Origin of the sequence: Rhodanobacter sp. C06, from assembly GCF_002001105.1 — a bacterium.
In the GTDB taxonomy this organism is placed as follows: domain Bacteria; phylum Pseudomonadota; class Gammaproteobacteria; order Xanthomonadales; family Rhodanobacteraceae; genus Rhodanobacter_A.
This window is the reverse complement of sequence record NZ_MUNP01000017.1, coordinates 36,265-58,055: the sequence shown is the minus strand read 5'-3', so window position 1 is coordinate 58,055 and position 21,791 is coordinate 36,265. Positions and strand designations below refer to the sequence as shown.

Below are 21,791 nucleotides of genomic sequence, written 5' to 3'. Positions count from 1 at the left end.
TCCGTCCGAGATCGTGGTACGTCAGAACGTGAGGTCGAAGCGTCCGTAGACGTGATAGCCGTGCCGGTCCGAGGCATCCTGGTTGCCCAGCGGCACCGCGCCGTCGAAGTGGAACTGGAGGTGGTGCCAGTACGGCAGGCGGAAGATGAAGCCCGCACCCACGCCGCTGTAAGTCACCGGCGCGAGGCCGGTGGCGCGCTCCTTAGCCACCGGGAAGCCGCGTGCGTAGTCGAGGAAGGTTTCCACCTCCAGCAATTCGCGCCACGGCCGGCCGCGGAACGGCGACGTCTTGTTGCTGAAGCCCGGCGCGTCGACGTGGTATTCCAGCGAGGTGTAGTAGCCGCGCGCGCTCAGCGCGTCGGCGATCGGGTAGGCGCGCACGCTGTCGGGGCCACCGATCGCGAACTGCTCCAGCGGCGCCAGCACGTCGTTGCTGTACTGCCCGTTGAACTTGAAATACAGCCGCTGCGTGGGGGCGAGGAACTGCAGGCGGGTGTACGAGATCCGCTCGGACAGGAAGCTGCTGGCATGATCGGGACTGACCAGGTCCGGCTGCTTCGAGTCGTCGCTGATCGACTTGCGCACGGCCACCTGCAGGATGTCCACGCCGTGGAAGCGCTTGTCGGTGTGTTCCATGCCGAAGCCCAGCTCGGCCACGTCGAAGCGTTCGTCGGACAACGGGAAGTCGAAGCCGCCCAGCTTCAGCTTCGACTCCTCGCGGATGTAGTGCAGCGAGCCGAGCAGCTTCAGGTCGTCGGTGTTGACGAACTTCCAGTCGGCGCCGGTGAAATACGAGGAGCTCGGCCCCTTCACGTTGAGCTTGGCGAACTGGCCGGAGTTGATCTGCAGCTCGCTGCGGGTGGCACCCGCCACCGCGCTGAGGCCCGGCACCACCACCGTCGGCGCGCGGTAGACCAGCGAGCCGTAGACGTTCTGGCTGGGGTCCAGCGCGTAGTTGACGTTGGCGGCAAGGCTGTCGCCGATGCCCAGCGGGCTGTTCCAGGTGATGCCCGCCTCGGCGCGGTAGCGGCCGGTGAGCGCGGTGCCGTAGTTGTTCGCGCCCAGCGTGATGGTGTACGGCCGCGGCGCCTCGCGCGCCACCATGATGAGGTCGGTGGCGCCGGTCTGTTCGCCTGGCTGGAAGGTGGATGTCACCGACACGCCCGGCAGGTCGCGGTCGTACAACAGCGCTGTGTCCACGTCGCTCTTCTGCAGCGCGTTGCCGCGCAGCTTCTCCGCGGGCGCCGCGATCACGCCGGGGTGGTAGCGCTTGGTGCCCTTGACGATGATCCGGCCGATCTTTCCTTCCAGCACCTGGATGCGCACGATGCGGTCGTCGCCCACCGTCTGCGCCGGCAGGAAGGCGGTGGCCACGATGAAGCCGGCCTTGCGGTAGCGCTGGGTGATCGCGTCGGCCACGCCTTGCAACTGGTCGAAGCCGAGCTTCGCCGGCTGTCCGGCGCCGCCGCCGAGCTTGCCGAACTGCGCATCCGCCAGCGCCTGCATGCTGGCCGGCGTGATGCCGGCATCCTTGTGCTCGCCCACGCCATCCACGTGGAAACCGCTCACCGCGATCTGCTGCGTCTGCGCGCTGCCAACGTCGCGGTCCTTGAGCGGCGGCACCACCCGGTCGGAGGGCGCCGCGGGCACCGGCGCCGCGGCCGGCGGCGCGGCGACCGGCGGCGCCTGCGCCACGGTCGCGCCGGCCGCCGCCGCTCCATGCACGGTGTAGGCCACCACCTGGTCGGGCAGGTAGGCGTGCGCGTCCGGATAGCCGGCCTTGTGCAGGGCCAGGGTGATCCGGTCGGCCAGGGCCTGCAGCTGCACCGCGGTCAGCGCGGCCGGATGGCCGTCCGCCGCCAGCGTCTGCTGGTATTCGCGGTCGATGATGCCCTGCACGGCGGACTGCGCGGTCGCTCCCGCCGCAGCCGGCACGCCGCTGACGAGGATCTGCGGCGGACTTCCCCCGGCCGCCTGCGCCCATGCCTCCCCGGTTCCCAGGACCAGCGCCAACGCTGCTGCCAGACAGACCCTGCGCACGGCATTCCCCTTGATGATCGATGACGCACATGCACGGGCGCCGGCGGCGCCCGTGCCATCCCGTGGTTCGGCCATGAGGGCTCGATGGCGGGCGCCGGACCGCCTCCGGTCCGGATCCACGATCGTCGAAACCAGACCGTCCTTGGTATTCAAATGCGCAAAACGGCGGTTTTTCCGGTCACGCCGCGCGGACCGGATGCGCGAGTTGCGGAACGCGCCTCAGTTCGCGCGCAGCAGCCAGTACACGAGCAGCACGCACAGCACCAGGCCGAGCGCGAACGCCAGCAGCGGCTTCCAGGCCACCGCATGCCGGGCGGCGAACGGGGCCGGCAAGGGTGCATCCGGCGCGGCGGGCGCGTGGGCCGCGCGCCCGCCCTGCTGGGTGATCCGGGTACGCAAGGTATTGCGGGCGGTGATGCCGTGGCTGTCGCACAGCGAGCCGAGCAGCTGGCGACGCCGCTTGCGGTATTCCTCGCGGTTGATCCGCCCGCTGTAATGGGCCTCGTCGAGGACACGCAGCCCCTGATTGACCCGTCGTTCCCGCTCGCTCATTTCAGCTCCCGCAGCACCCGGAACCCGACATCTTTCTGCGCGCCACCATTGTCGCTCCGATGGCTGTCCACCGTGCAATCAGACCAGTAGCTGTTGTAGCTGCCGCCCCGCACGATCACCCCGCCACCGCTGGTCACCCATTCCCAGACGTTGCCGGTCATGTTCACCAGTCCCCAGGGGTTGGGCTCGCGGCCCAGCGCGGAGATCGGTCCGCCACTGCTGTCGTCGCTGGAAGAAGGCGGAATGCAGTTGCTGTCCGGCGACTGCTTCCAGCCGCCACCGGCATGCGCCGCATGCATCCACTCGGCGTCGCTGGGCAGGCGGTAGGTGTAGCCGCTGGCGCTGCTCAGCCACTGCGCGTAGGCCCTGGCCTGGGCCAGGCTGATGTTGCTCACCGGCAGCTGGCCGTCGCTGTCGGACACGCCGGCGCAGGCATGGCTGGCGCGGCAGTAGCGGTTGAATTCGCTCACCGTGACCTCGGTGCGCGACATCGCATACGGTTTGCCGCCGCCAATGCCGGGAATCACCACCAGCGCCGGCCCGCGGCCGCCGGCACCCAGGGTGTCGACGCAGGCGCGGCCCTTGCCGGCCAGGTCCGGACGCGCGCAGGGATCGTTGCCGGCCACGGCGGCGGCCGGCGCCGCGTTGCCGGCTGCCGCGGCCGCGGGCTTGGCGGCGGCGCCGGTGGCGGCCTTGGTCGCCACCGTCTCGGCCGGCGCATGGCCGGGTGCGGCGGCGGCCGGTGCGGTGGGCGCAGCGGGCACGGGCGCGGCGGGCGTCGGTGCCGCTGCTGCCGCCGTGGCGCTCGGCTTGAGGCTGTCCAGCAAGGCGGCCAGGCTGCCCTGCGCCAGGTGGCCGTGCTGCTTCAGCTCGGACTCCAGCTCATCCAGACCCTGCGCATCGGCCTTGCGTGCGGCAGCCAGTTGGCCGCGCAGGCGCTGGTAGTCGGCATCGGCCAGCGGCTGGCCGTTCGCCTTCAGCAACGCGGCGGCCAGTTCGTAGCGCGCCTGCGCATTGCGCAGGTCGCTGCGGTTGCCCAGCGCCTTCAAGCCCTGCGCCAGCAGGCTGGATGCGGCCTGGTACTTGCCGCGCTGGAACGCATCGTCGGCCTGGCCCAGATAGGCCGAGGCCACCAGTTGCGGACCCTCCTTGGCGAGGAAGGGATTATCGGGTTGCAGGCTGCGGATGCGGGTCAGCGATTCCAGCGCCTTGGCGCTGTCGTCGGCCGCGGCCGCACGCCGCACCGACTCGATGCGCGTGGCCACCTCGGCCGTAGCCGCCTCTTGATCAAGTTGTGCCTGCGCCTGACTCTGCAGCGCAGTCAGCTTGTCGCGCTGGGCCAGCAGCGGCGCCGACTGCGGCGCGTATTGCAGGCCGAAGTTCACCAGCGCCAAGTCCTGCGGCAGGTGCATCGGATCGGTCTGCTGGGCCGCGCTGCCGGCGATCGCGGCGCCCAGCGCGTCGACCAGCTTGCGCGTCTCCGGCGACTGGTCGTGCTGCAGCACCGCCATCGCGGTGGACACCGACTGCTGCCACTGCGCATTGGCCGCTGGCGCGGCCACCAACGCAGCCAGCGCGCTGCGTGCCTGCGGGATGCCCTGCACCGGCGCACCCGGCGCAGGCGCCGCCGTGGGCGGCGCGGCGGCGGCGGCGAGCGCGGCCAATTGCGCCCCGCGCTGCTTCAGCCGCGACGAGTCCGGGAACAGCCGCGTGGCGAGCGCGAGCCGCTGGCGCGCCTCGTCCACGTGGTCGGCGCTCAGCGACTGGCCGATCGCGATGTCGTACTTCAACTCCAGCTCGGCGTTGTGCAGCAGCGCGCTGTGCGGGTCGATCGCGCGGATGCGGTCCAGCGTGGCCACCGCGTTGTCGGGCTGGCTCTCGAAGATCGCGCCGTTGGCGATGCGCTGCGAAAGCTCGGTGTCCAGCGTGTTGAGCAAGTCGTTCTTCTGCTGGGTCACCGCGGTGCGCCGGGTATCCAGCTTGGGCGAATACAGCTTCAGCTGGTCGCGCAGCTGGAACACGTGCTGGGCACCCGGAAAGTCATAGCGTCCCTGCGCCGGGTTCCAGTAGGCGTCGATGCGTGCGAGCAGGAAGTTCTGGATCGTCTCGCCCTGGTCCAGCACCAGCCGCTTGCGGTCGTCCTCGCTCAGGCCACCCAGCGCCTGCATCGCCTCGTTCTCGTTCGCGTAGTGGTGCGGGTTGCCGGCCGCGAAGCGCGCGATCACCTGCGACAGGTGGTGCTGGTGCAGGTAGCTGAGCGTGCCCCAGGTGCCGCCGGCGATCACCACGGCGACGACCGCGCCGTAGCCCAGCCACGGCACCAGCCGCTCGCGCAGGCCGATCTCGCGCAAGCCGTCGATCAGCGCACCCGCGTTCTGCAGGCGCTGCTCGGCATGGAAGGCCACCGCGTCGCACAGCGTCTTGTACTGGCGCCGGGTCAGGCCCGGCACCGGCGGCGGCTTGCGCCCTTCCTTCAACGCGACCTCGGCGCTGACCTTGTCGAACGGATGCTTGCCGGTGAGCAGCTCGAAGGTGACGCAGCCCAGCGCGTAGATGTCGTCGGAGGGTGATGGCTCCTTGCCCTGGATCATCTCCAGGCTGGCGTAGGCCGGTGTCAGCGCGCCCAGCGTGCCGGCGTCGAACACCGTTTCCTCGCCGGTGGCCTCGCTGAGGTGCTTGCCGGCGCGGGCGATGCCGAAGTCGAACACCTTGGCCACGCCCTCGCGCGTCACCATCACGTTGCCGGGCTTGAAGTCGGAGTGCACGATGCCGGCCGCGTGCGCGCGCTTCAGCGCCCAGCCCATACCCTCGATCAGCGGCCGCGCCTCGGCCAGCGGCATGCCGTGGTAGGCGCGCTCGCGGATCAGCGTGCGCAGGTCGGTGCCGTCGATGTACTCCATCGTCATGAAGACGATGGTGCGGTCCTTGTCGAAGTCGTAGACGCGCACGATGTTGTCGTGCGCCAGCAGCTGCGCGCGGCGCGACTCGCGCTGCAGCGCGATCAGCGAATCGGGATGGCGGCGGAACTCGTCGTTCAGCACCTTCACCGCCACGTAGGGATCGCGGTCGCGTGCCTCCACCTTGCGCTCGTCGCGCGCGAGGTAGACCACGCCCATGCCGCCGCGACCGATCTCGCGTTCGAGCAGGAAGCGGCCCTTCAGCAGCATGCCCACGGTGGCGTAGTCGCCACCTTCGGCCTCGGCCATCTTTTCCCAGCTGGCGCGATTGAAGCTGCTGCTGGAGGCGGTGCCCTGGGTGCCGGTGACTGCGGTGGCCTGCGGCGCATCGGCCGCGGGCGGACGCGAGGCGGGCGCGACCACGGTGGCGTCCGCCTCGCCCGTCGGCGCCGGCGGACGCGAGGCCGGTTGCACCATCGTCATCTCGGCATCCGGCGGCGGCGCGGCCGCATGGCTCGCCACCTGCACCCGGGTCACCTCGTCGTCCGGCGCCACGGGCGGCGCGGCCGGTGGCGTGGAGGACGGCGGCTGCAGGCTGCGCAGCTTCGCGGCGAGCGCACGCGCCAGCGTCGGCTCGATCCGGCCGTCGGCCGCCATCGCGTCGAGCAGCGCCTGCTCCTCGCGCAGGGCATCGTCCGGCAGCGCGCCGCGCGCGGCCAGCGCCTCGAACAGCCCGGGCAGCGATAGCCGCTTGGCCTGGTAGTCGGCAATCAGTTCGGCGATGGAACTCATGGGCAGCGGTCTTGCATGTCAGTCCAGGGATGGGGAAATCGTGTCGGGAACGTCGCTGCGGAATGTGCGCCGAACCATGTGCGTGCCTCGCGCATCAGCCGACCACCAGCATGGGCACGTCGTTGGTGCGTACCTTCTGGCCGTCCATGTACAGCGTCGAGCTCATCTTGTAGCGGCCTTCCTGGATGCCCTTGGGCAGGTTGAAATCGAAGCTGCTCTCGTACTCGCCGGTACCGTTGATCGCGTCGACGTCCTTGGTGGCGGTGGCCAGCTGCTTGCCGTCGGGCGAGTACAGGGTCAGCTGTTCCTTCAGCTGGGGAGGCACGTCGTGCGCACCACGCAGCAGCGTCACGCGCGACTGCATCTCCACCTTGCCGCCGCCCTGCACCGTGCCGCCCGGAACCAGCGCACTCTGGTAGGAATCGATCGTGTTGGCCGCGGGCAAGGCACCACGCTGCTGCCGGTACTGCGCCTCCACCGCCTGTGCGTCGCGAACCCGCCGGCTGTGGTAGTTGTAGGCCATGCAGGCGAACGCGCCGACGCCGGCGCCGATCGCCGCGCCCGCCAGGTGCCCCTTGCCCTTGCCGAACAGCGAGCCGGCGAGCGCGCCGATGGCGCCGGTCACCACCGGATTGCATTCCTGCGCCGCCGTGCTTCCGGTGCCGGCGTTCGCAGTGGCCGCGCCCGGCGTGCCGAGGCCGCCCATGTCGGCACAGCCGCCGAGCAGGGTCACCGCGATCGCCATCGCCGGGAGTCGCGTGCCGCGAAATTCGTGTGCATGCATGACCGCACCTCCTTCAGTTGATCGTGATGTTGCTCATCGCCCGCTGCTGCGCCTGCTGGGCGCGTTGCAGCAGTTGCCTGGCCCCAGTATCCCCGGGAGCGATCTGCAGCGCGGCCTTCGCGTTGGCGATCGCCGCGGAATACTTCTGTTGCGCGTAGTTCTGCTCGCCTTCCCGCAGCAGCTCCGCCACCACCTTGCGCATCCGCGCCGCGTCGGCGTCGGCGGCGGGACGTGCCGCGGCCGTGGCTGGCGCTGCCGCCGGCGGCGAAACTGCGGCTGCGACCACCGGCGGGGACGATGGACTGGCCGGCTTCGCGACCGGCTTCGGCTGGTCCAGGTCGTGCTTTTCCTTGTCCACCGCGAGGCGCCTGAGCTCCAGTTGCGGCAGGAACAGGTGCAGCTGCGCGGGCAAGGCGAAGACCCGGCTGGCCGCGGCGTAATCGTGCCGCCCCTTGGCCGGGTTCCAGTACGTATCCACGCGCTCGAGCAGGTACGACTGCACCACGTCGCCATGCGCCAGCACCAGCTGCCGTCGCCCATCCTCGCCCAAGCCGGCCAGCGCGGCGAATGCCTGGGTCTCGTTGGCGTAGCGATGGGCATCGCCGGGCTGGAAGCCGGCGACGACCTCGGCCATCTGCCGGGCGCGCCACTGGCCCAGCGCGAACCAGCCGCCGGCCAGCAGCAGCAGGATGCCGGCCAGCGCATAGGCCAGCGGCCGGCCGGCGCGTTCGCGCAGGCGAATGTCGCGCAGGCCCTCGACCAGCGCCTCGACGCTTTTCGGCCGCTGCCCGGCATGGAACGCGACGCTGTCGCACAGCACCTTGTACTGGCGCCGGGTCAGCCCCGGCACCGCCGGCGGCTTGCGTCCTTCCTTCAACGCGATCTCGGCGCTCACCTTGTCGAACGGATGCTTGCCGGTGAGCAGCTCAAACACCACACAGCCCAACGCGTAGATGTCGTCGGAGGGCGACGGCTCTTGGCCCCGGGTCATCTCCAGGCTGGCGTAGGCCGGCGTCAGCGCACCCAGCGTGCCGGCGTCGAACACCGTCTCCTCGCCGCTGGCTTCGCCCAGCCGCTTGGCCGCCCGCGCGATGCCGAAGTCGAACACCTTGGGCACGCCCTCACGCGTCACCATCACGTTGCCGGGCTTGAAGTCGGAGTGCACGATGCCGGCCGCGTGCGCGCGCTGCAGCGCATGGGCCATGCCGGCGATCAGCGGCCGCGCCTCCGCCAGCGGCAGGCCATGGTAGGCACGCTCGCGGATCAGCGTGCGCAGGTCGGTGCCGTCGATGTACTCCATCGTCATGAAGACGATGGTGCGATCCTTGTCGAAGTCGTAGACGCGCAGGATGTTGTCGTGGGCCAGGAGCTGCGCGCGGCGCGACTCGCGCTGCAGCGCGATCAGCGAATCGGGATGGCGGCGGAACTCGTCGTTCAACACCTTCACCGCCACGTAGGGATCGCGGTCGCGCGCCTCCACCTTGCGCTCGTCGCGGGCGAGGTAGACCACACCCATGCCGCCGCGGCCGATCTCGCGTTCGAGCAGGAAGCGACCCTTCAGCAGCATGCCCACGGCGGCGACCTCGGCATCCGCCGCCACCATCCGCTCCAGGTCGGTACGGCTGAAGCTGCTGATGGAGGCGGTCGGGTGCGTGCCGGTGGTCGCGCCGACCGACGCATCCGGCGGCGCCGTCGCCACGGGCGCCACCCGCGTGACGTCCCCGGTAGATGGTTCGGCAGGCGGTCCAGCGGGCCGCGATGCCGGCTCTACCCGGGTGACTTCGGCGTCGTGCGGCGGGCCGGCGGCGTGCGCCTCGACCTGCACGCGGGTGACCCCGCCGTCGACCGGCGCCTGCAGCGTGCGCAGCCTGGCGGACAGTCCCTTGGCGACCGCCGGGTCCAGTCGGCCATCGGCCGCCATCGCGTCGATCTCTTCCAGCTCGACGCGATGCTCGTCCGCCGTCACCGCCCCGCGTGCACCGAGCGCGTCGAACAGCCCCGGCAGCGTGAGCCGCCGGGCCTGGAAGTCGTCGAGCAGTCGGAGCAGAGCCGTCATCGGCGCGACCCGTCCATCAATCCTGCAGCCGCACGATCACGGCGGAAATGTTGTCGCGCGCGGCGCGCTGCAACGACAGGTCGAACAGGCGCGCCAGCAGCATCTGCGGGTCGGGCAGCCGGGTGCATTCGCGGTCGAGTTCCTCGTCGCCCAGTTCCTTGTTGATGCCGTCGGAACAGAGCAGGAACTGCGTGCCGGGGCGGTTGCTCGCCACCACCCAGTCCATGAACAGGCGCTCCTCGGCACCCACCGCGCGGCTGAGCACGCCGGCGCCCGCCTGCGCCGTCGCCGTGCCGCCGCCGAACTGGGTGACGTCGTCCTTGGTGCCGTGCACGTGGTCGCGGGTGATCTGGCGCAGCTGGCCGTCCTCGTTGCAGTAGGCGCGGCTGTCGCCCACCCAGCCGCACAGCATGAAGTCCTTGTCGTGCACCAGCAGCACCACGGTGGAGCCGATGATGTCGCTGCCGCGCTCCAGCGCGGTGGCGATCAGGTCGGCGTTGATCTGCTGCAGGCAATCCTCGATCGCCTCGATGAAATCGAACACGCCGCCGGTGCGCGGCAGCGCGCCCAGCCGCTCGACGATCATCTGGCTGGCGTAGTCACCCGCGGCGTGGCCGCCGAGGCCGTCGGCGACCACCCACAGGCCGACATCGTCGCGCAGCAGGATCGAATCCTCGTTGTGCCGGCGCACCTTGCCGGTCTCGGTGCGGCCGGCAGACTGGTAATGTAGGGTCATGGCTGCACCTCGATCACGGCCAGCGGCCAACCGGCCGCGTGGATTCCCAGCCCGGCCGCGGCGGCGATGTGCGCGCACGCGGCATGCGGCGACGGCAAGGCCAGCGCCTCGGCCAGCAGCGACGCCGGCAGTTCCGCCAGCTTGCGGGTGGCCAACAGCAGCAGGCGGTCGCCGGTGTCGATCTCGCGGACGATCTCGTCGCAGATCGGCTGCGCGGGCGCGCCCAGCCCCGGCGCCACCGGTGAGGTGCGGCTGAACAGCAGGTCGTCCAGCTCGCCGCCCAGCCCCGCGCCATCGGCCGGCAACTCGCCGCCGCCGGCGGCGAACAGCGGATGCAGCTGGCCCGCACGCCAGTGCCAGGCGCTCGCGGTGCCGATGCGCAACAGGTCGGCCCAGCGCCCGGTGACGCGCACCGCGATCACCGCGCCGTCCTCGTGCACCGGCTCGGCGTGGTCCTCGGCCAGCTGGCGCAGGCGCGTGTGCAGCACCAGCAGACGCGTGCGCAACGCCTGCATGCCGGCGACGAAATCGCTGGGCACGAAGCGGCCGATCAGTTCACTGACCGAGGCGGCCGCCTGCCGGCGCGGATCGGGTGCACCGTCGTCGGCCACCACCATGGTCAGTGCGCAGTCGTAGCGATGCAGCACGCGCGCGCCACCCACGTCGGCGGCGCGCTGCGTGGTCTCCGCCGCGCCGGGTTCGACCGCGTCCAGATGCGGCGCCAGGTCTGCGAACAGTTCGGACAAGTCGTCGGGCAGGCGCACCGGCGTCGGTGCCGGCATCGCGGCCGGTGGCATCGAGACGGTCGCCGTCACCGCGGGCGCTGGCGGCGTGCGCGCCGCGGTGGCGGCACCCGGCGTCTGCACGGGCACGTCGGCATGCGCCGCGTCGAGCATGCCGGCATGCGCGCCCGGCTCGGGCAGGCCGCGGCTGACCATCACGCCGGGCGGCATCCGCGGCGCGCCCGTGGTCCACCACAGCGCATGCCCCGGCAACGCCGACAACGCGGCCCACAGCGCGGACAGCCAGGCCGTGTCGACGAGCGTCGGCAGCGGCAGACGCCAGAGGCTTGCACTGCCCCAGTCCAGCTGTGGCACGACGGCATCCGCGGTAACCGCCGCCGCAAGCAGGTCCGGCAGCGCGACGATGCGCGCATCGAACGGCTCCACGCCCTCGCCGCTCGCCTGCGCCTTGCGGTGCGCGCGTTCGGCGGCGGCGAACCAGGCGTCGTTGCGCAAGGCCGCCTCGATGGCGGCTTCATCCGCGAGCGGCGCGGCGATCACCATCGGGAAGCAGCGCCCCACCCGGTCCGTCGCCGCCCCGGTCACGCCGGCCCAGGCCAGCTCGCCGCAGATGCCCGGCGCCAGCACGAAGCGCCACACCGCGGCATCACGCCAGGCCTGCGGCCAGTCGTCGCCAAGCCGCGCGCGGCTGGCGCTTACCGCCTGCTCGAAGTGGCGATCCCAGACGTTTACGAAGGACGCCGGCAGCCGCCGCTGCACGAAATCCCCGGTACCGGGTAGCTTGCCGAAGAATCCTGCCCCTGTCGGATTCGGCATGCGGTCACCCCCCGCACCGGAAACGTTGCACTTCGGTGTTGAGGAACGGGTTCTTCAGGTTGCTGGCCTGGATCGTCAGCTTCGCCGTCTTGCCGCCGAAGTTGAAGCTGGCGAGGAAGCTCAGGTCCGACTGCTTCTGCAGGTGCGCCGCCTGCAACGCGCGGAAGAACGCCCAGTCGCCCTGGTAGTCGAAGGTGCTGAGCAAGGTACCCGAGCTGTCCCAGGCGGAGATCGTGACATGGCCTGGCTGCGGCCCCGGCCATTTCATCGCCATGCTGGTGGCGCCGCCGGGCTGGTAAGTGAACTTCTGGCCGTCGACGTCGAACTCCAGCTTGCCGATGCCGGAGTCCAGCAACGGCGCCTGCACCGTGAAATCCACTTCGGGCAGGTTGCCGTTGCGGAAATACATCTGGCGGATGTCGTCGGCCATCTGCGCCTGCGCCAGGATGCCCGGCGGCCCGGCCACCGCACCGGGGCCGGTCTTCCACTGCCAGTTGCGGCCGCTGGCATCAACCAGCTTGGACAGGGTCTGCTTGTTGAAGCTGTCGAAGCTGCCGCCGTTGCCGAACAGCTCGCCGAAGTTCTGCAGCGGGATGTCCGTGCGGCTGTCCGGCGCGAACGGATAGCGGCCGCGCACGAAGCTGGCGCAGTCCTTGCCCACCGCCTGCTGGAACTGGTCGCCCAGCGCGCCCTTGGTGCCGCTGGCCACCAGCGAGGCGCTCTTGCCGGTGAGCGAGGCGACCCAGCCGGATACCGGGGCCGGCAGTTGCGCGGCCTGCTGCTGCGCCAGCAACAACTGCGGGTTGGGCTGGCCGGCGGCGTTGCTGAAATCGGTCATGGTCAGCAGCGTCTTGCTCAACTGATCGAGCGCCTGCAGCGTCTGGTCGATCGGCGCGGCGCCCGGCGCACCGGCGCTCAACTGGTCCAGCGTGGCGAAATGTGCGCTGATCGCCGCACCCGGCAGTTCCGCGGGAGCGGCGGCGGCACCGCCGCCGGACGAAGCGAGCGCACGGGCCAGCGCGTTCTGGGTGAGCTTCTGCGCCGCCTTCTTCTCCGCCGCCTGCTGTGCACCGGCGAGCGCCTTGTCCTCGCCGCTCTGCGGCGGCGCCTTCAGCATGTCGCTGGTGTTCTCGCGCACCGTGTTCAGCAGCGCCTTCAGCGGCGAGCTGGGGCCAGACAGCTTGGCGGCGATCGCGCTCGCGTCCTGGATGCTGGTCACCGGCTGCAGTTCCAGGTCGGCGAGCAGGCCGTCCCAGGCCTTGATGTAGTCCTGCTCGTACAGCGCCAGCACCTGCTGGGTGAGCCGGGCCTTCTGCAGGGCGTCGATCTTCGTGGCGCCGAACACCCAGTCGTCCTTGGCGAACTGGTCCACCGCCTGCGCGACGCCCTTGCTCGCCTCGTACTGGAACATCGGCTGGGTGTACAGCGCCGGGATCGGCTCGGACAGCGCCGCGCCGCTCTTGCGGCGGAACACGTTGCCGAGCAGGCCCAGCGCCTTGTCCAGCTGCAGCGGCGGATAGTCCGTGCTGCCCGCGCCGAGCTTGAGGCTGCCGTAGATCAGGGTAGGCAGGTCGGCGGTGCGCAAGGTGTTGCGCGCCTGCTCGACCAGGGTCTGGTCCAGGCTCAGCGCACGCAGCCGCCCCGGCTCGGCCACCAGCGCATGGAAGTGCTTCGCCAGCGCCTGCTGCAGCACCGTGTCGCCCGGGAACACCTTGCGCCACTCGATGTCGGTGAGCGCGGCCAGCTCGTCGGCGTTCTGGTGCTGCGGCTCGCCCAGCATCAGGTAACCCTTGAGGTAGTAGTACAGCGCCTGCGGATCGCCGGCATTGCCGGTGAGTCCGCTGCGGAACTGCGCGGCCACGCCCGGCAGCAGCAGGCCGTTGAGTTCGCGCAGGTAGGCGTCGTGCACCTCCTCGCCCACCGCGCTGCCCTGGTACAGGCCGAAACGCATGCCCATCGGCACGTGTCCCTGGTACTTGTTCGCTGCGTCTTGCACGGCGGACAGGCCTTCCAGCCGTGCGAGCACGCGGGCGAAATATTCCTTCTGGGTCGTGGCGCCGGCGACATCGCTCTTCGCCGGATAAGCCTGCAGCGCGGTCTGCACCTGGGCGAGGTAATCGCGGTTGCGCCCGTAGCTGGTGCCGAAGCCGACCAGCAGCAGCACGGTCAGCAGCAGCACGCCCACATAGGAGGCGATCTGCAGCAACACCTTCTGCCGCTCCAGCGCGGGATTGGTGCCGGCGAAACCCGACTCGCCGAACAGCACTTCCTTCAGCAACCGCTCGACGAAGAAGGTGCGCCGCTGCGCACCGGGCACGTGCAGTTGCGCCGCATCCACGCCGAAGGTGCGCGCCACCGCGCCCATCATGCGGTCGATCGGCGTGCCTTCCTGGGTGCCCGAGGTGAGGTAGACGCCGCGCAGCAGCGGCGGCGCGGCATAGGCATGGCCGGTGAACACGCCTTCCACGAAACGCCGCGCGATCTCGCGCAACGCAGCCAGCTGCTGCGGGAACGAGAGGATCGCCGCGCGCCGGTTGCGGTCGCGCTCGGCATGCAGGCGGTCGAGGATGCGCGTGTCGAGCTGGCGCAGCAGCAGGTCGAACTCCTCACCGAAGCGCTTGGGCGCGCTGCCGTCCATCGTCGCGTCCAGCGGGAACGAGAAGCCCCACACCTGGCTGCGCAGCTCCGGGTTGAGATCGTCGAAGAACTCGCCGAAGCCGGCGACCAGATCGCACTTGGTGAAGCTGAGGTAGACCGGTACGCCGATGCGCAGGTGCGTGGCCAGCTCGTCCAGCCGGCGCCGGATCGCTTGGGTGTGCTCGGCGAGGCCATTCTCGTCCAGCGTGAGCAGGTCGGACATGCTCATCGCGATCACCACGCCGTTGATCGGCCGGCGCTTGCGGTACTTGCGCAGCAGCTGCAGGAACTCGCCCCATGCCGAGGCATCGGCGGCGCGGTCGGAATCCTGCATGGTGTAGCGGCCGGCGGTATCGAGGAATACCGCCTCGTCGGTGAACCACCAGTCGCAGTTGCGGGTGCCGCCGACGCCGCGCAGCGCCTCCTTGCCGAAGCGTTCGGACAGCGGGAAGTTGAGCCCGGAGTTCTGCAGCAAGGTGCTCTTGCCCGAGCCCGGCGGCCCGATCACCACGTACCACGGCAGCGCATACAGGTTGCCGCCGCGGCGGGTCTTGCGCAGGGTGTCCACCGCCTCCTGGAAACGCGCCTGCAGCTGGCTGCGCTCGGCGGCGCCGCGGTCGTCGCGCTCGCTGGACGTGGCGCCCTGCCCGGCCAGCTCGCCGGACATCTGCTGCGCCTTGCTGCGCGCGCGCCAGGCGCGGACCTGCAGGATCGCCAGCCACACCACCACGATCAGCACGATCAGCAGCAGGCGTGCGGCCACGCCGGCCAAGGGCTGCGACGAGCCGATGCCGAGGTACGGACCGCCCAGCCAGATCAGCACCGCCAGCAGCACGATGCCGATCAGCGTGATGAACCAGCCGGTTTTCAGCAAACTCAGAATCTTGGCCACTGGTTCAACCCTCGGGGATATACATGAGCTCCACGCGCCGGTTGCGCGCACGGTTCGCCGGCAGGTTCGGCGGCAGCGCAATCGGCTGCGAGTCGCCGGCGCCGCTGGCCTCCAGCCGGCCCGGATTGTCGAGGCCGTCGGCGAGCACCTGCTGCACCGCGCGCGCGCGCGCCGCGGACAGCGCGAAGTTGTCCTTGAACTTCAGCGAACGGATCGGCTGGTCGTCGGTATGCCCCACCACGATCACCCGCCCCGGCACCTGGTTCAGCGCCGCGGTGATCTTGTGCAGCAGCGGCAACTCGGCATCGCTCACGTCCACCCCGCCGGAAGTGAACATGCCGGTGGCCGAAAGCCGCACCAGTTCGCGACCGTTGCCTTGCTCGACGATGGCGAGCTGGCCGGCCTGCTCCTCCGGCGCCAGGAGCTGCTTCAGCGTGGGATGCGCCGGCGGCGGATTGGTCTTGTCCAGCTGCTGGGCGGCCGGCGGCGTGGCGCCTTCCAGCCCGATCTGCGCGAGCTCGGCGCTGACCGGCGCGGAGCCCGTGTTCAATCGCGTGTGGAAATACAGGTAGGCGCCCAGCAGCACGCAGGCCGCCGCAGCCACGATCACCCACAGCGGCACGTAGCGGATCAGCGGATTGCGCTTGTCCTGGATGCCGCGCCAGTGCGGAGCCAGCTCCTGCGCGGCCGGCGCGCGCTGCGCGCGGATGCGCCGGTACAGGTCTTCCTGGATGTCGGCCAGCTTGGCGCGGCCGCCGGCATCGATCAGGTAGCGCCCGCCGAAGCCCAGCGCGAGACAGATGTACATCAGCTCGATCAGGTCGAGGTGGCGCGAGAAATCCGCGCACAGGCGCTCCAGGATCTGGAAGAACTTCGCGCCGCCGTAGGACTCGCCGTGGAAGGTCACCAGCAAGGTTTGCTGCGCCCAGCCGCTCTGCTCGCCCCATGGCGCATTGAGCACCGCTTCGTCGAGCATGGTGCACAGCACGTAGCGCGCGGCCAGCGCGGTCTGCTGGGCGATGTTCGCCTGCTGCGCGTGGCTCTCGAACTGGCGCACCTGGGCCACCGCCTGCTCGCGCAGATGGGTCGCGTCCGGCGGCGTGGCGCTGTGGCGCAGCTGCACCGCCAGCAGCAGCAGCGGGCTGGCCGCCTGCACCAGCGGGTTCATGCCGCCGCCGAGGAAGGCGCTGATCTCGGCCGGCGTGGCGGCCACGCCGCGCGGCGCGGGCGTCGGCGCCGCGACCGGTGGCGGCGCAACCGGCGCGGGTGCAGGCACCGGCGCAGGCGCCGCGCCGCGCGGGCGCACCACGGTGGCATCGCGCATGGGATCGTCGTCGAACGGACCCTTGGGCGTATTCATGGCTGATCAACCTCCTCGAATCGCCCAGAGCTGCAGGTCCAGCCCGGCGAAGCCGCTGCCGAAATGGAACGCGATGCCGCCGGAGGTCTTCAGCTCGCGCCACATCGCCGCGTGGCGGTCGAACTCGAAATACAGGTAGCCGGCGTTGTACGGGATCTGCCGCGGCGCCACCGGCATCGGCGTCACAGGGATGCCCGGCAGCTGCAGGTTCACCAGGTCGCGGATCTTCTCCACCGGACCGATCTTCGACTGCGCAGGCAACTGCCGGCGCAGTTCCTCGGACTTCACGTCGGCCTTCGCCGCCAGCACGAAGGCGGCGTTGTCGAGCAAGGTGAGGTCGGGCACCACCGCGACCCACACGCCAAACTTGCGTTCCTGCAGCGGGATCGGGATGGCGGTCTGCTCCAGCACCGCGCTGAGGCTGGCGCGCAGCGCGGCGATCAGCGGCTCGAAGCTCTCGCGCAGTGCCTCGTGGCGATACGGCGGCAACGCGGGCGGCCGCTTGCCCGGCGCGGTGAACGTGGCCAGTTCGCCGGCCATCCCCACCAGCACGCGGTACAGCTCCTCCGGATGCAGCAGCGGCGCCTCGGCCAGGTGCGCCACCAGCGGCTGGCAGCGGTTCACCACCTGCAGCAGCAGGAAGTCGGCGATCTCCGCCGCGCCGCCGCGGTCGGTGAGCGCGACGCGGCTGGCCAGCGCCTCGCCGCGCTGGTGCAGGAGACCGAGCAGCTCGGTAAGGAAGGTCACCAGCCGCGGCACCCCCTGGCAGGACAGGCCGGTGGGCATGAACGCATCGTCCAGCGTCACCCGGCGGTCGCTGCGGCATTCGACGATGCGCGCCAGCGGCATCCGGGTGAGCCCTTCCATTGGCTGCGACTGCGGCAGCAGGCGGCTGCTCATGCCGCCCACTTCCAGCGGCGTCGCGCCGTCGGTGCTGCCGGAGGCGTCGCGCACCTCGGCCTCGCGCACGCGGAAGCGAAAGAGCTTTTCCGCCGGCGCTTCCGGCCGCCCGCTGTCGGGCTGGGTGGGCGAACGCAGCGGCAGGGTGAGGAACACGGTCTGGTCGCGCCAGTTCGCATCCACGTCCAGCGGCGGCGGCAGCGGGTCGTCGCCGGGCATCGCGAACGGCGTGCCGTCGGGGAAGATGCCGCGCGCGCGCTTGATGCCGAGCTTGCCGATCGCCAGCAGGTCGGCCTCCAGCTCCAGCTCGTGGAAGCCCCAGGCGTGGGGGCGCAGGTTGCCGGCGCGCAGCTCGACGAAGCGCTCCAGGTAACGCTCCTGCTGCTGCATGTGCTGGGGCCTGAGGAACAGCCCTTCGCTCCAGATCACCTTGTTGTTCTGCGTCATGCCGCTCGCTCGCTCATGGTTGTTCCGATTTGCCCCGGGTCAGGGGCGGCGCGCCTGTTCCGCCCGTCGTACCGACTTCAATCGTGCCAGCTGTTCCTCGTAGGCGCGCGCGAACTCGTCGCCGAACAGGCGGCGGAAGCATTCGTCGGGATTGCCCATCAGCTCCTCGAAGTGCTCGCGGTAGCGGTCCCAGTAGCGGCCCTTGCCGCCGAACGCCGCGCGCTTGGCGCCGCCGTCGGCCTCGTGCTCGAAACGGTCCGGATTGAAGTGCACCAGCAGCGACTCGAACGCCGCGCGCACGCCGGCCAGCATCGCCATCTGGTGGCAGCGGATGTCCTCGAAGGCGTCCTGGAACGCGGCGCTGCCGGACAGGAAGGCCGGCCCGGTGGGCGCCAGGATGCGCTGCACCGCCTCGTCCGCGGTGGGCGCGAACTTCAGCGGGTTGTTCTCCGAGCGCTGGATGATGGTCACCGGCAGGCGGAAGGTGTTCTTGATCTCGGCGCGGGCACGCAGCACGTCCATCACGCCGTCGGCCACGATGTGCAGGATCTGCTCCAGCTCCGCGGGCAGGGCCGTCGCCGCCGGTGCGGCAAACGCAGTCGCCGCCGGTGGCGCGGCGGGTGGCATGACCGGCGCGGCCGGCTCCGCCTTGGGCGCGAAATCGCCCATGGTCAGGTCCCAGTTCTCCGGCAACACCTGCGCCTGGCGTTGCACGTCGGTCACCGGCGGGCGGAAGTGGTCGGCGCTGCCGGCCGTGTGGTTCCAGCTGGGGATCGGCGCCGGCTGCGGCGGCGCGGGCTCCGCCACCGGCGTCGCGTAGGGCGCATCGAGGAAGCTCAGCGGATCGAGGTCGCCGCCGGCCACGGCGGCGTCGGGTATCAGGCTGGCGCTCGCGGCGGCAGCGGCCGGCGCCGGCGCCAGCAGGTCGGACAAGCCGAAATCCAGTGGATCGCCCGGCAGCGGCGCCGGTGCCATCGCCGGCGCAGGTGCGGCCGGCGCCTCGGCGGCCTGGCCCGGCGCCTGCACCTGCACCGAGATCTCGAAGGTGTCGATCTGCAGGCGGTCGCCGTCCTTCAGCGCGGAGGGCTCGCCCCTGGGCAGCGGCGCACCGTTGAGCAGCATTCCGTTGGTGCTGCGGTCCTCGATGAAATAGATGCCGTTGAGGCAGCGCACTATCGCGTGGATGCGCGACACACCGGGCGCGCCGAGCACCCATTCGCAATCCTCGGAACGGCCGATGCTGCCGCCGATCTCCGGAAAGACTTTCCGGCTGCGGCTGCCGAATTGCGCGGCCTGCCGGCCGAGTACCGCCAATGTCAGCGTCTGCATCGACACGCTCAGGCTCCCTTGCCGCCCGCGCCGGCCGCTTCGCCGGTGCCGAGCAGGTTCAGGGCGCGGGCGACGAACTCGGCGCGGCGTGCCGCGAAGCGTTCGGCCACCAGCGCCGCCATCAGGTTGATCGCCGCCACCGTGGCGCAGGCGGTGAGCTGCTCCGGCGGCGGCACCGGCGTTTCCTGCGCGCTCGGCGCCAGGCTGCCGCCCGACCAGCCGGCCGCCGCGGCCAGCCACGCGCCCAGCGACTTGTAGCCGCCGGAATTCGCGAACTCGTAGGCGGCGCGACGGTTGCTCTCGGTGGGTTCGCGCACCCACTTCTCCGCCAGCGAGGCGCCGGCCTTGTCTTCCAGTTCCAGCGGCTGGTCGCGCGCGCACTGGCACAGCCACGCCACTGCGTAGCGCTTGGGCAGCAGCCGCGCCAGCAGCTTCAGCGCGTCCTGTGCCGCGCCGGCGTCCAGCAGCGATTGCACCGCCGCCTGCGCCGTCATCTCCGGGCGCAGCCGCGCGCTGGCCTCGGGCGACAGGCCCATCTGCATCGATGCTTGCAAGATCGCGGACATGGCCTGCCTCCTCAGCCGATCATCGTGATGCCGCCGCCGAGCTTCGCCATGCCGTCGCCGGTGAGCGTCAGCATCGCCCCCTTCACCGTGGTCATCGCGCCGCCCTCCACGTTCATCATCGCGTCCGAGTGCACCTTGACGCTGGCGCCGGCGCCGATGTCGACCGTGGCCTGCCCGGCCATCTTCACCGTGGCATCGCCGGTGATCTTGATGTTGACGCCCTTGATCTCGATGTCGCCCGATGCCTTCAGCGTGATGCTGGAGGCGCCGCAGACCAGGTCGATCTCGGTGCCGGCGTCGAGCTTGAATTTCTGGCCGATCGTGGTGGTGCCGTTGGCGGTGACGTCGAGCTTGTCGTCGTTCTGCACGGTGACCTTGCGGTCGTGCTTGATCGTCTCGGTCTGGTCGTTGTCGACGGTGAGCGTCTGGTTGTTCTTCACCTCCACCGTCTCGTCGTGGTCGATCGTCACCACGTGGTCGTTCTCGACCTCCTCGTGCATGTCCTTCTGCGCGTGGATGATGAAGTCCTCGCTGCCCTGCTTGTCCTCGAAGCGCAGCTCGTTGAAGTCGTCGGTGCCGCCAAGCAGGCTGCGGCTCTTGATGCCACTCTGGGTCTTGTTGTCGGGCAGGCCGTAGGGCACGGTGTTCGCGGCGTTGTAGACGCTGCCGATGATCAGCGGCCGGTCCGGGTCGCCTTCGAGGAAGCTCACCACCACTTCCTGGCCCACGCGCGGGATGCTCACCGCGCCCCAGCCCTTGCCGGCCCACGGCGAGGCCACGCGCACCGGGCAGGAGCACTTCGCGTTCGGCTTGTCCGGCATGTTCCAGTGGAAGTTCACCTGCACCCGGCCGTACTGGTCGACGGCGATGTCCTCGTCGGTGTCGCTGCCGGTGACGATCGCGGTCTGCAGGCCGGCGACCTTCGGCTTCTCCGTCCTGATGGCCTTGCGGAACGGAATGCTGCTCGGGATGGCGCGGAACTGGCACTGGAACTCGAGATGGCCGCCGCTGCCCGAGGCATGGCCGGCGCCGCGCAGGTAGCTCTGGGTAGCGGTCAGCAGGTATTCCTGGTTGAGCTCCTTGCGCGAGTAGTCGCTCAGGGTGAACAGGTTGCCGGCCTCCGCGCCGCAGGCGTCGGTGGTGCCGTGGTAGCCGGAGCGCGCGGCGGTCAGCGCCTCGGCGCGCACGCTGGCGTAGTGCTGGCCCACGCTCGCGTCCCCGTGCGCGCCGGGGAAATCGAAGGCGGTGTGGGTTGTCGTCGGCTGGTTGCCGTCGCTGGTGTGCGAGGAGAGCAGCGAGGCCTTGGGCGTGAGCGGGTTGTAGTCGGTCAGCTTGAAAGTGGCGCCGTCCACGCCGCGCACCGCCCCGAACGTGGCGACCGTCGCCGCCTTGCCCAGTGCGCCGCCCGCGCCGGCCGCGAACGGCACCTTCTTGAATTCGTCGATGGCGGCATGCGCACCCACGCCGTCGGCGAGCACCATGGTGTGCTTGCTGCTGTCGTGGGTGAAGTAGTAGTAGATGCCTTCCTGTTCCATCAGGCGATGGATGAAGCTCAGGCAGTCCTCGCGGTACTGCACGCAGTAGTCGCGCTGCGCGTAGTTGCCGGTGAGGCTGTTCTTCACGTCGGTGTAGCCGGATTCCTCCAGCAGCTTCTGGATGATGTCCGGGGCGGTCATCTCGGTGAAGATGCGGCAGTCGACGATCTGTTCCAGCAGCCACGGCTTGGGCACCAGGGTGACGGCGTACTGTGCGTAGACCAGGGTGTCGACGGTGGCGACGCCGGTCTGCGAGGCCTCGCAGACCATGCCGTTGAAATGGCGCTTGAAACCATCTTCCAGGGTCAGCGTCACGGTCATCGACGAACCCAGCAGCGAGGTCAGGTCGATGCCCGCGTCCTTGCTCTCGAACTGCAGCTCGAACCGGAACAGCTCGCCCAGTTCCTCGTCCGCGCTCATGCCGACGAACAGCAGGTTGTCGCACTTGCTGGAAGTGATCTTGATGGGATCGCTCATGCGACTACGCTCCTGGGAAATGGCCGGAGCCGGTCATGCCAGTGGTGTCCCCGCAAGACCGTGCCTCCCGCGCGCCGCGCCCGGACGGCCCGTAGCGCAGGGATGCAGGACAACGGAAGCGCCCCCGGAACACGGGGCGGACATGCGAACTGGCAAGGCGAGCGACGGGCGGCATGGGAACTCCTCCCCCTGTAATGCGCAATCGAGCGGCATTTCGGGTCACGCGCCGTGA

13 protein-coding genes are annotated in these 21,791 nt (G+C 70.3%); all 13 read right to left on the bottom strand.

Annotation, left to right across the window (positions count from 1 at the left end; all coding sequences use genetic code 11):
• Nucleotides 1–21: 21 nt before the first annotated feature.
• The 13 genes from B0E52_RS00595 to tssI all read right to left on the bottom strand — a co-directional run bounded on the left by B0E52_RS00595 (nt 22) and on the right by tssI (nt 21,559).
• Nucleotides 22–2,040 (bottom strand): ShlB/FhaC/HecB family hemolysin secretion/activation protein, encoded by a 2,019-nt coding sequence (locus B0E52_RS00595; protein ID WP_254426654.1) that lies wholly within the window; start codon nt 2,038–2,040, stop codon nt 22–24.
• A 219-nt stretch (nt 2,041–2,259) separates the two neighbouring features.
• Complete coding sequence (locus B0E52_RS00590; protein WP_077480704.1) at nt 2,260–2,592, bottom strand: hypothetical protein; 333 nt, start codon at nt 2,590–2,592, stop codon at nt 2,260–2,262.
• Nucleotides 2,589–6,281: a bifunctional serine/threonine-protein kinase/formylglycine-generating enzyme family protein gene (locus B0E52_RS00585; protein WP_077480702.1), complete on the bottom strand. Its 3,693-nt coding sequence runs from the start codon at nt 6,279–6,281 to the stop codon at nt 2,589–2,591. Before B0E52_RS00585 ends, B0E52_RS00590 begins: the two co-directional genes overlap by 4 nt.
• 94 nt (nt 6,282–6,375) lie before the next feature.
• Nucleotides 6,376–7,065, bottom strand: a complete 690-nt coding sequence (locus B0E52_RS00580) for a glycine zipper domain-containing protein (protein WP_077480700.1) — start codon at nt 7,063–7,065, stop codon at nt 6,376–6,378.
• A 13-nt stretch (nt 7,066–7,078) separates the two neighbouring features.
• Complete coding sequence (locus B0E52_RS00575) at nt 7,079–9,121, bottom strand: serine/threonine-protein kinase (RefSeq protein WP_077480698.1); 2,043 nt, start codon at nt 9,119–9,121, stop codon at nt 7,079–7,081.
• A gap of 16 nt (nt 9,122–9,137) precedes the next feature.
• Entirely contained in the window at nt 9,138–9,857 is a 720-nt protein-coding gene (locus B0E52_RS00570) for a PP2C family serine/threonine-protein phosphatase (RefSeq protein ID WP_077480696.1), read from the bottom strand.
• The gene (tagF, locus tag B0E52_RS00565) at nt 9,854–11,416 is read right to left on the bottom strand and encodes a type VI secretion system-associated protein TagF (RefSeq protein WP_077480694.1); all 1,563 of its coding nucleotides are present in this window, start codon (nt 11,414–11,416) and stop codon (nt 9,854–9,856) included. Before tagF ends, B0E52_RS00570 begins: the two co-directional genes overlap by 4 nt.
• Nucleotides 11,417–11,420: 4 nt before the next feature.
• Complete coding sequence (gene tssM / locus B0E52_RS00560; RefSeq protein WP_077480692.1) at nt 11,421–14,945, bottom strand: type VI secretion system membrane subunit TssM; 3,525 nt, start codon at nt 14,943–14,945, stop codon at nt 11,421–11,423.
• Between the two features lie 4 nt (nt 14,946–14,949).
• Nucleotides 14,950–16,305: a type IVB secretion system protein IcmH/DotU gene (gene icmH, locus B0E52_RS00555; RefSeq protein WP_077480690.1), complete on the bottom strand. Its 1,356-nt coding sequence runs from the start codon at nt 16,303–16,305 to the stop codon at nt 14,950–14,952.
• 6 nt (nt 16,306–16,311) lie between these two features.
• Nucleotides 16,312–17,652, bottom strand: a complete 1,341-nt coding sequence (gene tssK / locus B0E52_RS00550) for a type VI secretion system baseplate subunit TssK (protein WP_077480688.1) — start codon at nt 17,650–17,652, stop codon at nt 16,312–16,314.
• Between the two features lie 39 nt (nt 17,653–17,691).
• Nucleotides 17,692–18,987 carry a type VI secretion system-associated FHA domain protein TagH gene (gene tagH, locus B0E52_RS00545; RefSeq protein ID WP_077480686.1) on the bottom strand — a complete coding sequence of 432 codons (1,296 nt, stop codon included), beginning with the start codon at nt 18,985–18,987 and terminating at the stop codon, nt 17,692–17,694.
• Between the two features lie 2 nt (nt 18,988–18,989).
• The gene (locus B0E52_RS00540; RefSeq protein WP_077480684.1) at nt 18,990–19,547 is read right to left on the bottom strand and encodes a hypothetical protein; all 558 of its coding nucleotides are present in this window, start codon (nt 19,545–19,547) and stop codon (nt 18,990–18,992) included.
• 11 nt (nt 19,548–19,558) lie between these two features.
• Nucleotides 19,559–21,559, bottom strand: a complete 2,001-nt coding sequence (gene tssI, locus B0E52_RS00535) for a type VI secretion system tip protein TssI/VgrG (RefSeq protein ID WP_077480682.1) — start codon at nt 21,557–21,559, stop codon at nt 19,559–19,561.
• Nucleotides 21,560–21,791: the final 232 nt, after the last annotated feature.